At 56.4% G+C, this 13937-nt stretch carries 12 protein-coding genes; 3 read left to right on the forward strand and 9 right to left on the reverse strand.

The features are described 5' to 3' along the window. Positions 1–54 precede the first annotated feature (54 nt). Positions 55–1587, reverse strand: a complete 1533-nt coding sequence (locus tag BFV67_RS09240; RefSeq protein ID WP_069598180.1) for a YdgA family protein — start codon at positions 1585–1587, stop codon at positions 55–57. A 99-nt stretch (positions 1588–1686) separates the two neighbouring features. After that, complete coding sequence (manA, locus tag BFV67_RS09245) at positions 1687–2862, reverse strand: mannose-6-phosphate isomerase (protein ID WP_069598181.1); 1176 nt, start codon at positions 2860–2862, stop codon at positions 1687–1689. 199 nt (positions 2863–3061) lie between these two features. On the opposite strand from manA, the gene fumA reads away from it, so the two are divergent. Both fumA and fumC read left to right on the forward strand, forming a co-directional pair. Next, a complete protein-coding gene (fumA, locus tag BFV67_RS09250; RefSeq protein ID WP_021241151.1) occupies positions 3062–4708 on the forward strand; it encodes a class I fumarate hydratase FumA in 1647 nt (548 codons plus the stop codon). A 184-nt stretch (positions 4709–4892) separates the two neighbouring features. Next, on the forward strand, positions 4893–6287 hold the full coding sequence (gene fumC / locus BFV67_RS09255) for a class II fumarate hydratase (protein ID WP_069598182.1): 1395 nt from the start codon (positions 4893–4895) through the stop codon (positions 6285–6287). On the opposite strand, the gene tus is transcribed toward fumC, so the two are convergent. The 4 genes from tus to rstA form a co-directional block, all read right to left on the reverse strand. After that, the gene (gene tus, locus BFV67_RS09260; protein ID WP_023343988.1) at positions 6288–7217 is read right to left on the reverse strand and encodes a DNA replication terminus site-binding protein; all 930 of its coding nucleotides are present in this window, start codon (positions 7215–7217) and stop codon (positions 6288–6290) included. 73 nt (positions 7218–7290) lie between these two features. Then, positions 7291–8589, reverse strand: coding sequence for a two-component system sensor histidine kinase RstB (rstB, locus tag BFV67_RS09265; protein WP_008500552.1), 1299 nt, complete (start codon positions 8587–8589; stop codon positions 7291–7293). A gap of 75 nt (positions 8590–8664) precedes the next feature. After that, a complete protein-coding gene (locus BFV67_RS09270) occupies positions 8665–8925 on the reverse strand; it encodes a hypothetical protein (protein WP_069598183.1) in 261 nt (86 codons plus the stop codon). Positions 8926–9169: 244 nt separating this feature from the next. After that, on the reverse strand, positions 9170–9886 hold the full coding sequence (gene rstA / locus BFV67_RS09275) for a two-component system response regulator RstA (protein WP_021241154.1): 717 nt from the start codon (positions 9884–9886) through the stop codon (positions 9170–9172). Between the two features lie 128 nt (positions 9887–10014). On the opposite strand from rstA, the gene BFV67_RS09280 reads away from it, so the two are divergent. Further along, complete coding sequence (locus BFV67_RS09280) at positions 10015–10350, forward strand: GlpM family protein (protein WP_021241155.1); 336 nt, start codon at positions 10015–10017, stop codon at positions 10348–10350. Here BFV67_RS09280 and folM read toward each other — a convergent pair. The 3 genes from folM to ydgH form a co-directional block, all read right to left on the reverse strand. After that, positions 10347–11069 (reverse strand): dihydromonapterin reductase, encoded by a 723-nt coding sequence (gene folM / locus BFV67_RS09285; RefSeq protein WP_069598184.1) that lies wholly within the window; start codon positions 11067–11069, stop codon positions 10347–10349. The genes BFV67_RS09280 and folM overlap by 4 nt on opposite strands. A 39-nt stretch (positions 11070–11108) precedes the next feature. Further along, positions 11109–12491, reverse strand: a complete 1383-nt coding sequence (locus BFV67_RS09290; protein WP_069598185.1) for an amino acid permease — start codon at positions 12489–12491, stop codon at positions 11109–11111. Between the two features lie 184 nt (positions 12492–12675). After that, positions 12676–13620 (reverse strand): DUF1471 family protein YdgH, encoded by a 945-nt coding sequence (gene ydgH / locus BFV67_RS09295; protein ID WP_008500545.1) that lies wholly within the window; start codon positions 13618–13620, stop codon positions 12676–12678. Positions 13621–13937: the final 317 nt, after the last annotated feature.

Here is a 13937-nt window from a genome sequence, read left to right on the forward strand (position 1 = left end):
AAGCGTCAGCGCCACCCGGCAATAAAAAACCCCTCATGCGAGGGGTTTTGACGTTTACTGCTGCGGTGCCGCCGGTTCGGCTGGCGCTGCCGGTTCAGCCGGTTCCGGCATCCCCAGAGCAGGCATGCCAAACATGCCGACAAAATCCTCCAGGGGCATTTTGTCGCCGTTGAGCGTGACCTGGCCGTTGGCGTACTGCAGGCTGGTGGAAATCGTGTTGTTGTCCACCTTCGTGATGCGGAACATCTGGCCCATGGCCGCCAGACCTTTCACCTGCTGGTTCGCCAGCTTGCCGGCGTCTTCTTCGCCGTAGCCTTCCAGCTTCGCAATCTGGGTCATAAACTCGGTCGCCATATCCATCGGGATGGTCAGCTTGCTGTCGAGCGACTTCACGCTGCGATCCACTTCCTGCGCCAGCGTCTGCGGTTCACCCGTGGCGGTGGCCGGATCCTTCAGGAACAGCGACAGGTTAAAGCTGGTTTCGCCTTTGCTGTTTTTCCAGCTCAGCGGCGCAACGGTGATCACCGGCTCGCCTTTCAGCAGGATCGGCAGGTTGTTGAACAGCACCGCCATCGCCTGCTGCTGGTACACTTCCGGGTTCTGCTGCAGCGCGGCATCGGTCAGCAGCGCCTGGCTCTCTTTGCTGTATTTCTGGCTAAATTCGTGCCACGCCTGGCCGTCGATGTTGCCGATCTTCAGCGACAGTTTGCCGGTGCCCAGATCCTGATTCTGCACTTTCAGGCTCTTCAGCGTGTAATCCAGCTGGGTATTGATGCTCTTACCGTCTTTGGACACGTCGGATTTGCCGTTGACGTCCATGCCTTCCAGCACGGCCATCTCTTTCCCTTCAACCGCAATGGCGACTTTATCGAGAGACAGTTTCTGATCGCCGATACGCTCTTTAAAATCGGTCATGCGGCTGTTGCCGTCGGCCTTCAGGTTGTTGAAGGTGAGCTGAACTTTTTGATTGTATTCGTTCACGGCGTTGACCAGGCCACTTTCCGCTTCACCCGTCAGGGAGAACACGTTCCCGTCGCGGTCCGCGTCAAGTTTGAAGTGACCACCGCTAAAGGCGACTTTCTCATTCTCTTTCTCGTAGTTCAGCGCTTTCAGCGCGATATCGGAACTGGTGTCACCGGCATAGCTGATGCGGGTGTCGATTTCGAAAGGTGAGGTATTTTTTGCCAGGTCGAACAGCGGTTTGGTGACGTCGTTATTCACCAGGACCGTGTGAACGGACGCCATTGACGGGATCAGGTTAAACGACTTTAGCTGCGCCAGCGGGAAGGGACCGTGGCTCACCACTTCATCCAGCACCACGCTCTGACCCGGTTTCAGCCAGCCGTTTTCCGTACCGGCAACCGGCTTCACCACTACCTGCATACGGCTGGTAAACACGCCGCGCTCATAATTCTGGTAGCTCAGCTCAAGGCCCGCTTCCGGCGCGCTGCGCTTAATCTCTCCGTTAGCCTGCGCCACCATCTCAGCCAGGCGTCCTTCCAGCTGTTTCCCGGTAAACCAGGAGGCACCCGTCCAGACCACGCCTAACGCTACAATCACTCCTACCGCTACGACCGATTTTTTCATTGCGACTATCCCTAAAATGAAACCAGGCGGTAAAAACCGCCTGGAGATATTAAGCCTGCAACTAGCTTAGCAAGAGTTGTTAAAAAATTCAGTAAGTGCTTAAAGCTTATTGAAAACGCGCGCCAGTCGACCGGTGCCGCTTACGCTAACCGGAGACTCATTGGCTGCAACGAATGCTGATTCACCGGGCTTAAGCACCAGATGCTGTTCGCCTTTGTGCAGCGTCGCTTCGCCTTCCACGCAGAACAGGATCGCCGCACTTTCCTGTGCGATGGTCGTTTCTGTCTGGCTCAGGTCGTGCAGGGAGAAAGCAAAATCCTCAACCGGAATCGGGAAGTCCAGCTCTGCGCCGTTTTTCACCGGCTGAGTCAGCAGCTCCGCGGCAGGTTTCGCCACGAACTTGACGTTGGCAACCAGCTCGGGGATGTCGATGTATTTCGGCGTCAGGCCCGCGCGCAGCACGTTGTCAGAGTTGGCCATCACCTCCAGCGCCACGCCCTGCAGATAGGCATGCGGAGTTTCCGCGAACAGGAACATTGCTTCACCCGGATTCAGCTTCACCACGTTCAGCAGCAGAGGGGAGAACAGGCCGCTGTCGTCCGGATAGAACTGCGCAATAAGACGGATGGTCTCCCACGGTTCACCTTGCTGGCTCTCCAGGGCGGCTTTCAGTACCGCCAGGGCGTGGGATTTCTCTTCACCCTGCATGTTCAGCAGGCTGGCAAACAGCTGGCTTAGCGCCTCGGCATTCGGGTTTTCAAGGAAATGCGCGATAGCGTTATTGGCACCCGCGACCGGCTGCAGCAGGGAGATAATCTCTGAAAATTCGCGGAACGCGTTCATCGCCAGGAACGGCGTCAGCGCGAACACCAGCTCCGGCTTGTGGTTAGGATCTTTGTAGTTACGCTCGGCGGCGTCTAACGGAATACCCGCCGCGTTCTCTTTCGCAAAGCCGATTTCAGACGCTTGCTTGTTCGGATGAACCTGGATGGAGAGCGGCTGGTCAGCGCACAGCACTTTAAACAGGAACGGCAGTTCGCCAAAGCGCTGAGCCACCTTGTTGCCCAGCAGCGCGGCTTTATCGGCGTCAATTACGTCACGCAGGCTGCGTGCCTGGCCGCTGGCGTCTTCAATTTTTGAGCTGCTCTTCGGGTGCGCCCCCATCCACAGTTCTGCCATCGGCAGGTTGTTTGGGTTCGCGATACCGTAGAGATCCGTTAACGCAGTTTTACTTCCCCAGGCGTAGTTTTGCACTGAGTTGATGAGTTTTTGCATTATCAAGCCCTGATTCAAATGTGGAATAAACTCCGGGTATTAAAGCAATAAACCACATGGAAGTAACCTGTGGATGTAAAAAGTCGTACTAGTCTCAGTTTTTGTTAAAAAATTGTGTAGGATAAGCTGACTCGCTTTTAAGCCGGGCAGCGGAACATCTGCCCTGAATAAACAGACCGAAGCAGTAAGTGAGAGACCAATGTCGAATAAACCCTTCCATTATCAGGATCCTTTCCCCCTCAGTCAGGATCAGACCGAGTATTACCTGTTAACCCGCGATCACGTCTCCGTCTCTGAGTTTGAAGGACAAGAGATCCTCAAGGTGGATCCGCAGGCGCTGACGCTGCTGGCGCAGCACGCTTTCCACGACGCCTCGTTTATGCTCCGTCCTGCGCACCAGCAGCAGGTTGCCGATATCCTGAGCGACCCGGAGGCCAGCGAAAACGACAAGTACGTTGCCCTGCAGTTCCTGCGTAACTCCGATATCGCGGCGAAAGGCATTCTGCCTACCTGCCAGGATACCGGCACGGCGATCATCGTTGGTAAAAAAGGCCAGCGCGTCTGGACCGGCGGCGGCGATGAAGCGGCGCTGGCGCACGGTGTCTACAACACCTACACCGAAGACAACCTGCGCTATTCGCAAAACGCGGCGCTGGATATGTATAAAGAGGTGAACACCGGCACCAACCTGCCGGCGCAGATCGATCTCTATAGCGTCGACGGTGACGAGTACAAATTCCTCTGCATCGCCAAAGGCGGCGGTTCGGCCAACAAAACCTATCTCTATCAGGAGACCAAAGCGCTGCTCACCCCGGGCAAGCTGAAGAACTACCTGGTTGAGAAGATGCGCACCCTCGGCACCGCGGCGTGCCCGCCGTACCATATCGCGTTTGTGATTGGCGGTACCTCGGCGGAAAGCACGCTGAAGACCGTGAAGCTGGCCTCAACCAAATACTACGATGGCCTGCCAACCGAAGGTAACGAGCACGGCCAGGCGTTCCGCGACGTGCAGCTTGAGCAGGAGCTGCTGGAAGAAGCGCGCAATCTGGGCCTCGGCGCGCAGTTTGGCGGTAAATACTTCGCCCACGACGTGCGCGTGATCCGTCTGCCGCGTCACGGTGCATCCTGTCCGGTCGGGATGGGCGTCTCCTGCTCTGCGGATCGCAACATCAAGGCCAAGATCAACCGCGAAGGCGTGTGGATCGAAAAGCTGGAAAACAACCCGGGCAAATACATCCCGGAAGAACTGCGTAAAGCGGGCGAGGGGGAAGCGGTTCGCGTGGACCTGAACCGTCCGATGAAAGAGATCCTGGCGCAGCTGTCTCAGTATCCGGTCTCGACCCGTCTCTCCCTGAACGGCACGATTATCGTGGGCCGCGACATTGCGCACGCGAAGCTGAAAGAGCGTCTGGACAACGGCGAAGGGCTGCCGCAGTACATTAAAGATCACCCAATCTACTACGCGGGACCGGCGAAAACGCCTGAAGGTTATGCCTCTGGTTCATTAGGCCCAACCACGGCGGGCCGTATGGACTCGTACGTCGACCAGCTGCAGGCTAACGGCGGCAGCATGATCATGCTGGCGAAAGGCAACCGCAGCCAGCAGGTAACGGACGCCTGCCACAAGCACGGCGGCTTCTACCTCGGCAGCATCGGCGGCCCGGCTGCGGTGCTGGCGCAGGGCAGCATCAAGAGCCTGGAGTGCGTGGAATACCCGGAACTGGGCATGGAAGCGATCTGGAAAATTGAGGTGGAAGACTTCCCGGCGTTTATCCTCGTGGATGACAAAGGCAACGACTTCTTCAAACAGATCCAGTCTTCTCAGTGTTCGGCGTGTGTGAAGTAGTCTGAAGAAAATGCCGGGTGGCGGCTTCGCCTTACCCGGCCTACATTCTCGTAGGTCGGGTAAGGCGAAGCCGCCACCCGACACCAAAAAGAGCGCACAAAGCGCCATACCGTTTCTCAGAAGTCATCAATACTTATCCCTTAAGCATGTGAGCAATCCCGACAGTGTTATCAAGGAGAAAGTAATGACCACGGTACGCCATGAGAAAGACTCGATGGGCGCCATCGACGTCCCGGCCGACAAGCTATGGGGCGCGCAAACCCAGCGTTCGCTGGAGCATTTCCGTATCTCGACTGAAAAAATGCCCGTTTCGCTGATTCAGGCGCTGGCGCTCACCAAACGCGCAGCCGCGAAGGTAAACCAGGATTTAGGCCTGCTGGCGGCAGACAAGGCCACCGCCATCATAAATGCCGCCGACGAAGTGCTGGCGGGCAAGCATCCCGACGAATTTCCGCTCGCCATCTGGCAGACCGGTTCCGGCACCCAGAGCAACATGAACATGAACGAAGTGCTGGCGAACCGGGCCAGCGAACTGCTGGGCGGCGTGCGCGGCATGGAGCGCAAGGTCCACCCGAACGATGACGTCAACAAGAGCCAGAGTTCTAACGACGTCTTCCCCACGGCCATGCACGTGGCGGCGGTGATTGCTATCCGCGAGCAGCTTATCCCCCAGCTCAACGTCCTCAAATCCACGCTCAACGAGAAAGCGCAGGCCTTCCGCGACATCGTCAAAATTGGCCGTACGCACCTGCAGGACGCCACGCCGCTGACGCTCGGCCAGGAGATTTCCGGCTGGGTGGCGATGCTGGAACACAACCTGAAGCATATTGAAAACAGCCTGCCGCACCTGGCGGAGCTGGCGCTCGGCGGCACGGCGGTCGGCACCGGGTTAAACACTCATCCGGAGTATGCGGTGCGCGTGGCGGAGGAGCTTGCGGCCATAACCGGACAGCCGTTCATCACGGCGCCCAACAAGTTCGAAGCGCTGGCGACCTGCGATGCGCTGGTCCACACCCACGGCGCGCTGAAAGGGCTGGCGGCGTCGCTAATGAAAATCGCCAACGACGTGCGCTGGCTGGCCTCGGGCCCGCGCTGCGGCATCGGTGAAATCAGCATTCCGGAAAACGAGCCGGGCAGCTCCATCATGCCGGGTAAAGTCAACCCGACCCAGTGCGAAGCCATGACCATGCTCTGCTGTCAGGTAATGGGCAACGACGTGGCCGTCAACCTGGGCGGTGCATCCGGCAACTTCGAGCTGAACGTCTATCGCCCGATGGTGATCCACAACGTTCTGCAATCAATTCGTCTGCTGGCGGACGGCATGGAGAGCTTTAACGAACACTGCGCGGTGGGGATCGAGCCAAACCGCGAGCGCATCAGCCAGCTGCTGAACGAGTCGCTGATGTTGGTGACCGCGCTCAATACCCATATCGGCTACGATAAAGCCGCCGAGATCGCCAAAAAAGCGCATAAGGAGGGGCTGACGCTGAAAGCCTCCGCCCTGGCGCTGGGCTATCTGACGGAGGCGGAGTTTGATGCCTGGGTGCGCCCTGAGGCGATGGTTGGCAGTCTGAAATAATCAACTCGCCACGTACAGGTGCAGCCGCGGAATAATGAGCTGAAGCGGCTGCGCCTGAGGTCGGTAACGGTGCTGGACATTTTCAGCATCGTAATTCAGCAACTCACCAATATCCGGCACGATAGCCCCCTGATCGGCATCATAGAGCGCAATCAGCGGCGTTGGACAGGCATACTGCACCTGTTTTTGCTGGCCGGAATACCAGACGCGGGCGATAGGCTGCACCTTCACCGGGCGCTTAATTTTGAGGCGCGTATCCGCTGGCAGCGAGGCGATGCTGTGGTACTCCTGCTCCAGGCGCTCGATCCACTGCTCACGCGACCACGGCGCGACGGTGCGCGGCGTCTTCAGGCTCTTTTCCAGCTGCGCCAGAATTTCATCCCGGGTGAAGTTTTTAATGATGTGCTTATTCGCCCAGCCGAAGCGCAGCGTGGCGGGATGGCGCAGAACCGTCAGCGTGCGATAGGCATTCAGGGTAATTAACCCCGGAAGCTGACGGTGCACCCACTCAAACCGGGCGGCGGGGGCCAGGCCCGACTCTTCGGTAACGATCTTCTCAAATGCCGCTTTCAGACTGTTGATATGGGCAATCTGGCTTTCCAGCGCCTCGCGCGCTACTGCATCGGTTTGCAGACAGATCACGCCCGGCAGCCGCACGGCCGCCTTGCTGCTGCGCTGTTCAGACTGCTGCTGGATAAAAAGATGGCGATAGTGCTTCATCGCCAGCTCCAGTGCGACCTTGCCGATGTGCTGCTTCACGTCGATGGTGTCCAGCGGATCGTGCTCGGCCCCTTTGGCCACCTCGGGCAGGGTAAAGACGCGCGCGGCCAGCAGGCGGCAGGTCTGCAAACGTTCTGTCAGGGTCAGCAGCTCGTGTTCTATTTCCCGAAACGTGCTGTTCAGCCGTTCGATAAGATCGTAGGTCGCCATAAGCACTCTCATTAGTTACAACATACTTATCATATAGCACAGCACGCCGGGTCAGGCCAGCGTGCGGTTGAAGTCAGGCAGGGACGGGAAGGGCGATGTTATGGTACACCGGCCAGCTAAAGCAGAAGCGCGCGCCGCCGAGCTCGCTCTCTTCGCAATGCACCGTGCCGCCCATCGCCTGCGCGATAGAGTGGACGATTGCCAGCCCCAGACCGCATCCGCCGGTGGCGCGATCGCGGCTGGGATCGAGGCGGACAAACGGTTCAAACACGGTTTCGCGTGCTTCCGGGGCAATCCCCGGTCCGTCATCCTCTACCGTCAGGCGGGCCTGATTGCCCTGCAGATCCAGCCCAATCTGCAGCGTACTTTCGCTGTAGCGCATGGCGTTGTTCATCAGATTGTCCAGCACGCGTTCCATCAGGCGCATATCGAGTGCGCCGTAGTCACCCGGCGTGACGCGCGTCAACAGCGTACGCTGCGGGTTCACGCTCTGAACGTCGTCAATGTGGGTTTGCAGCCACGCGGGTAGGTCCGGCGTGCTGAGGTTCAGTTCGTTTTGCGGGCGATCGAGGCGCGCGTAGGTCAGCAGCTCCTCAATCAGCGCTTCAAGCTGACCAATATCGCGGTTAAGGGCCTGAGACTCCGCTTCCGTCAGGTTCTCGCTCATTTCCAGACGATAGCGCAGGCGCACCAGCGGCGTGCGCAGCTCGTGCGCAATTCCGTCGATCAGCTGCTTCTTGCTGGCGATAAGGGCATTGATGTTATCGGCCATCTGGTTAAAGGCCACGCCCAGACGTTCAAAGCTGGAACCGCTGTCGAAGTGAATACGCTCTGTAAAATGCCCCTCGCCAAAACGCTGCGCGGCGGATTCGAGTTTCAGCATGTCCTGCCAGTGCGGGCGCATCCAGATAAAAACCGGAAACGCGAGTGAAATGGCGATAAAGGCCATCAGCGCCATGTCCAGCAGGCGCATCTGATGCAGATAATAGAGATAGGGCACCGGCCCGACGGCCAGCACGTAATGGCTGCGCGGAATTCGCTGGATAAAGGTGTATTTCTCATCCAGCGCGACGATATCCCCGTCGCGCAGACGCTGCATGGCGGGCGGGTCCAGATCGAAATCTTTCAACGGCTCGATACGTAAATCGAATGACAGATTGAGATCCAGCTCTTTCAGGGTTTTCGCCCAGTCGTGTGGCGGGATCTCTCTCAGCTCGCTGCGCATCAGATAGAGCGAGCTTTTCATCAGGTCGTCCAGAGACTGCCTGCCCGCACGTTCGGCGGTAAATTTATACACCAGCCCGACCAGCATGGTCATCACCAGGAAGCAGACAAACAGCAAAAGATAAAACTGCACAAACAGCTTTTTCATTGGATCTCACCGCAAAAACGCTATGTGCAGAATATACATGAAAACCCTTCGAGTTTTTCACGTCTGTCGAGCGTGTTAGACGGCTTTCGCGCTGTTTTTTACCTTGGCGATGAATTTTTCCGTCATGGCCAGGCCTTCTGCAATGTGCGTATCAATCACATCCGTTCCGTATTCGCTGATGAGATCCAGCAGTATTTCGTAAGACTGGATGAGTTCCAGCAGGTCAAAGAGCGCTTTTTGATCGGTGCGTGAGGGGGAGGCGTGGTTCAGGGTTGCCTGATTAACAATCCACTCAAGATTGGTTTTTATCGCTTCTACCTGACCGTAGCTATACATAATTCATGAGCTTAAATCCTCATTTCAAGATTTATTGGAGAGATGTCGTGAAAGCTTCACGGCGAAAATGAGTAAAACAATCGCAAGAGCGGGGCGAGCTGAAGAAAGGAGAGTCGAGAAGGTAATTATGGAATAGTTTGCGTGCTTAGCAAGTTAATTGTTGCGCAAACGTAAAAATAAACGCGCGAAAGAAGGGCATTGTCGCGTAATGCCTTTATTTCGCGCAGGTTATCCTGTCCGGCGATCAGGTTTCCCACGCATGTGGGGCAAACAGATAGCCCTTATTACGCACGGTTTTAATACGGTAGGGCTCGGTGGCGTTATCCTGCAGTTTTTTGCGCAGACGCGAAATCGCCACGTCCACGCTGCGGTCCATTCCGTCATAGCTTACGCCACGCAGGTTTTTCAGCAGCGCGTCACGATCCATGATCTGCCCGGCATGCGTTGCCAGCTCCCACAGCAGGTCAAAATCTGCGGTGGAAAGGGCGATAAGCTCGCCAGAGAGCAGCACCTGACGGTTAATCGGATCAATAGACAGCGTACCGAAGCGCATCGCTTTGTGCGGCGTCAGAGACGGCGCCGGTGCTTCGCGTTCGATGCTGGCGTGCTGGCGTAAATGGAGGCGCAGGCGAGCGAGCAGGACGGCAGGCGGTGTGGTTTTCAGAATGTAATCATTGGCACCCATCTCCAGCGACAAAATATGGTTCATATCGCTGTCCAGTGAGGTGAGCAGGACGATAGGGCCCTCCCACCGGGCGCGCAGGTCGCGGCAGAGCGTCATGCCGTCTTTGCCCGGCAACATGATATCCAGCAGCACCAGATCCGGGTTTTCACGGACGACCACCTCTTCGGCACGATCGCCACGAGGTTCAACAATGACGTCCATATCATGTTTACCCAGATAGGCGGCGATCAGCTGCCCGACTTCGGGTTCGTCTTCAACATAAACAATCTTATTCATACAGCGTCTGTTTTCGTGAAAAAAGCCAACATACACCGCGAAACCTTAACCTTCCATTAATCTTTCAAAATTAACGCCGGTTCCGTTATTCTGGCCCATAGGGTGAGTTGATTATTATAAGGAAAACGATGGCTCTGGTGATCAAAGCCGCGCTGGGTGCGCTGGTGGTGTTGCTGATTGGCATTCTGGCAAAAACGAAAAACTACTATATTGCCGGGCTGATCCCTCTCTTCCCGACTTTTGCACTCATTGCCCACTATATTGTGGCGTCCGAACGCGGCACGGAAGCGTTACGCACGACCATCGTGTTTGGCATGTGGTCAATCATCCCGTATTTTCTCTACCTGCTTTCGCTGTGGTATTTCACCGGTTTTCTGCGTCTTCCCCTGGCGCTGGGCGGGGCGGTGGTCTGCTGGGGGCTCAGCGCCTGGGTGTTAATTTTCTTCTGGAGCCGCTTTCACTAGCGCAGCGGTCGGCCGCCGTCCACGGCAAAGGTTCTGCCGGTGACGTAGCAACTGGTGAGCACGTAATCCACGAGGTCGATGACCTCTTTCTCGCCTGGGGCAATTTTCATCAGCGATTTATTCAGCGCCTGCTGGCGATACTCCGCATCATCGTTTTCGTTGAATAAGATCATTGCCGGGGCGATGGCGTTCACCTTCACTTCGGGGGCGAGCTTGCGGGCAAACGAGCGGGTCATGTTATCCAGCGCGGCTTTACTGGCCGCATAGGCAATGTGCTTGTCGCTGCCGCGCTCCACCACATAATCCGTGAAGTGAATGATGTCGCCCGCAGCATGCCCGTGGCCGCGGAGCAGATCCTGCAGAGCGTGGTTAAGCAGATAAGGGGCATTGACGTGGATCTGCAGCATGGCGGAGAGCGTTTCGCTGAGTGAGGTACCCGGCTTTTCGGCCTGCCATGCGCTGGCGTTATGGAGCACGGCGCGCAGACCCGTTGTGGTGGATTTCACCTTTTCCGCAAAGGCCAGAATGCCTTCATCGGTTGAAAAATCAGCCTGAATGCAAACCGCCCCGGCTTTGCGCAGCCCTTCAATCGACGGGTATTCCGTGCGGTAGCTGACAATGACCGGATGGCGAAGGTTGAGAAAATGATGGGCGAGGGCGAGGCCGATACGGCGGCCTCCGCCGGTGATCAGTATGGGGCGAAGCGGTGCATTTCCCATCGTATTCTCCTTTACAGTTCAACAATGGGAAAGGCGATGCTATCCCACTAACATCCAGGTTGCCGGCACGGCAGCAACCAGTAACAGTCCAATTAAGGCCATCTCACGGCGTTTCAGCGCGTTCTCCAGCTGATGCGTGCGGCGGGCGTAGATGAACACCAGCAGACCCGGTGCGTACAGCACCACCGACAGCAGCAGATGCATAGGTCCGGAAGCATACAACAACCACAGGCCGTAAATACAGGCTCCGACACCCACGACATAATGCGCCGGGCGTGTGGCAATTTTTAACAGATACGCACCTACTAAGAAATAGGGTACCAGAATCATCTCCGAGGCGATGGTCAGCAGCGTGTTATAGTCTGAACCTGTGAGCCAGATCAGCACCAGACAGACCTGAACGCTGATGTTGGTCAGCCAGAGTGAGGCAGACGGCGCGCTGTTTTGGTTTTGACGCGCAAACAGGCGTGGAAACGCCTTGTGCGTCGCGGCCAGGAAGGGCACTTCAGCCGCCATGATGGTCCAGCTCAGGTAGGCTCCGCAGACGGAGATGATAAGACCCGCCGCAATCACCACGTCGCCCCAGGAGCCGAGCATTTTCACCATCAGGCCCGCCATTGACGGGTTACGCATTTCAGCCAGTTCAGGACGCGCCACTACGCCCAGCGACAGCAGCGTTACCAGCAGATAGACCCCGAGCGCGGCCAGTACCGCCAGCAGCGTGGCGCGGCCCACATCGCGTTTATTTCGGGCCCGGGCAGAAACCACAACCGCGCCTTCAACACCGATGAACACCCACAGGGTAATCAGCATCGTGTTTTTCACCTGCTCCCAGACGGGGACGCCCAGCGCAACGCCGCTGAAATCGAGCGTGAACACGTCCATGCGGAATGCAATGAAGGCCAGAACGATAAACAGGCCGAGCGGAACCAGTTTCGCGAGCGTCGCCACCAGGTTAATGCTGGCGGCCGTTTGTACGCCACGCAGCACCAGCCAGTGGACGAACCACAGTAACACCGAGGCGCCCACAATAGACTGCCAGGTATTCCCGTCGCCAAACAGGCGCAGCTCAGGCGTATCGGTAAAGAAACTGAGGGCCGAGAAAACGATCACCAGATAGGAGACGTTGGCGATCACCGCACACAGCCAGTATCCCCAGGCGGAGCAGAAGCCAATCAGCTCGCCGAAACCTTCCCGGGCATAGGTGAAAATGCCGCCGTCCAGATCCGGGCGAATGCGCGTCAGCAGCAGCATGGCGAAGGCCAGCAGCAATATTCCGACACCCGTAATGCCCCAGCCAATGATGAGGGCAGACGGGCTGGCGACGGCCGCCATATTTTGCGGCAAACTGAATACGCCTGCACCCAGCATTGAGCTTAAAACGAGTGCAGTCAGAGCACTCAGGCCAAGTTTCTTTTCCATTGGCTTCCTGTTATGAAAGGTCAAAATCCAGAATAATTATTTCGCTCAGGCGCATAAAAATGGTGGATCACACTAAGGCGCGGGATTTTACGGAGTGTAACGAAAGCATGCAATGACGTGTGGCAGAAATTCAAAAAAAGTAACAAAAAAGGCGGCATTGCGCCGCCTTTCTTAAACGATTTTGTTACTTGTACAGATCGGCGCTGATGGTCACGTTGTTACCACGTTCCTGCCACTGGCGGGTGATGTGGTAGAACTTCGCCCCTTTCTTCGCCGCACGCTTCGCGACCTGGTAAGAGACTTCCGTCATGTTGCCGTAGTTGCCGGTAAATTTGATGCTGTCGAACGGCACCATCTGCGCGGCAGTGGCGTTGTTCAGCTCTTCAACTTTGGTACCGTCTGGCAGCGTAACCGAATAACGGCCACCTTTCGTGGACTGCGTTTCAAAGAAACGGCCCACTTCAGCGCTTGGCGTAGCCGTCGTTGCGACGCCTGGGATTTCCACTTTCTTCGCTTCTTCGCCGCCTTTCGCTATCGCCGCGCGACCGGCTTCTGAGTTTGCCGGAATCGCATCCGGGCTCTGCAGAACGCGTTTCTTCGCATCTTCTTTATAGATGAACGCGGTAATACGCTGGTTGCCGCCCTGGTTAGCATCGACCTGACGCACGATGTAGAAAGAGTAGGCCCCTTTCTCTTTCGCGGCTTTGGTGATGGCATCGTTCACTTCAGGCTGGCTGCGGTAAAAGCCCTGAACGGTGACGGTGTCGTACGGTTCCAGCGCAATTGCCTGATCTTTCGGCAGTTCAACAACACCGTTGATCACGCGGTTTTTCGGCGCGTCAGCTTTTGGCGCGTTGTCCTTATACAGCGCAATGGTCACGCGCTGGTTACCGCTGTTGCCGTTATCAGACTGGTCAACAACATAAAACGAGGCTGCCCCGTTTTTATCAGCGGCCTTTGATGCAGCGGCGACGGCGTCGCCAATAGAATTATAACGACCCACAATGACCTTATGGTCAAAAGGTTTTAACGCTGCCGCTTGCTCCGGCGTTAACTCTGTTGCGGCATTCGCAGACAGGGCGGTCGCGGAGAGAAGTGCGGACGCCAGGAGTGTGTTCTTAAGCTTCATAAAAATGATCCTTCGCCTTGCGCAAACCATGTACTGGTATTGTTGTTAATTTGAGACGGTCCCGATTATGGCATTTAAAACCCGTCGCTGTCTGCGCCATTTTTCACTGCCTGTGCTCACTGAATCACCTTATTCGATAACATTTAGTGATATGTTGAAAAAACACGCGTTTGACAAGTAAAACTGATAAAGCTTATGACTTTTACAAGTTAATTTAATGTTAATAAGTTGTTCTCTTATGGCGCTATATCATGTTTTTACCGCTTCGCTTGCGCGAATTATCGGTTCTGGCGATGAATTTAAGGTAAATATCACTG

The organism is Enterobacter roggenkampii (genome assembly GCF_001729805.1).
In the GTDB taxonomy this organism is placed as follows: domain Bacteria; phylum Pseudomonadota; class Gammaproteobacteria; order Enterobacterales; family Enterobacteriaceae; genus Enterobacter; species Enterobacter roggenkampii.

What these genes read in the sequence shown, in the direction of transcription:
- folM (WP_069598184.1), bottom strand. Translation starts at nt 11,069, where the DNA reads ATGGGAAATGCACCGCTTCGCCCCATACTGATCACCGGCGGAGGCCGC.
- rstA (WP_021241154.1), bottom strand. Translation starts at nt 9,886, where the DNA reads ATGAATAAGATTGTTTATGTTGAAGACGAACCCGAAGTCGGGCAGCTG.
- tus (WP_023343988.1), bottom strand. Translation starts at nt 7,217, where the DNA reads ATGGCGACCTACGATCTTATCGAACGGCTGAACAGCACGTTTCGGGAA.
- BFV67_RS09280 (WP_021241155.1), top strand. Translation starts at nt 10,015, where the DNA reads ATGGCTCTGGTGATCAAAGCCGCGCTGGGTGCGCTGGTGGTGTTGCTG.
- fumA (WP_021241151.1), top strand. Translation starts at nt 3,062, where the DNA reads ATGTCGAATAAACCCTTCCATTATCAGGATCCTTTCCCCCTCAGTCAG.
- fumC (WP_069598182.1), top strand. Translation starts at nt 4,893, where the DNA reads ATGACCACGGTACGCCATGAGAAAGACTCGATGGGCGCCATCGACGTC.
- ydgH (WP_008500545.1), bottom strand. Translation starts at nt 13,620, where the DNA reads ATGAAGCTTAAGAACACACTCCTGGCGTCCGCACTTCTCTCCGCGACC.
- manA (WP_069598181.1), bottom strand. Translation starts at nt 2,862, where the DNA reads ATGCAAAAACTCATCAACTCAGTGCAAAACTACGCCTGGGGAAGTAAA.
- rstB (WP_008500552.1), bottom strand. Translation starts at nt 8,589, where the DNA reads ATGAAAAAGCTGTTTGTGCAGTTTTATCTTTTGCTGTTTGTCTGCTTC.
- BFV67_RS09270 (WP_069598183.1), bottom strand. Translation starts at nt 8,925, where the DNA reads ATGTATAGCTACGGTCAGGTAGAAGCGATAAAAACCAATCTTGAGTGG.
- BFV67_RS09290 (WP_069598185.1), bottom strand. Translation starts at nt 12,491, where the DNA reads ATGGAAAAGAAACTTGGCCTGAGTGCTCTGACTGCACTCGTTTTAAGC.
- BFV67_RS09240 (WP_069598180.1), bottom strand. Translation starts at nt 1,587, where the DNA reads ATGAAAAAATCGGTCGTAGCGGTAGGAGTGATTGTAGCGTTAGGCGTG.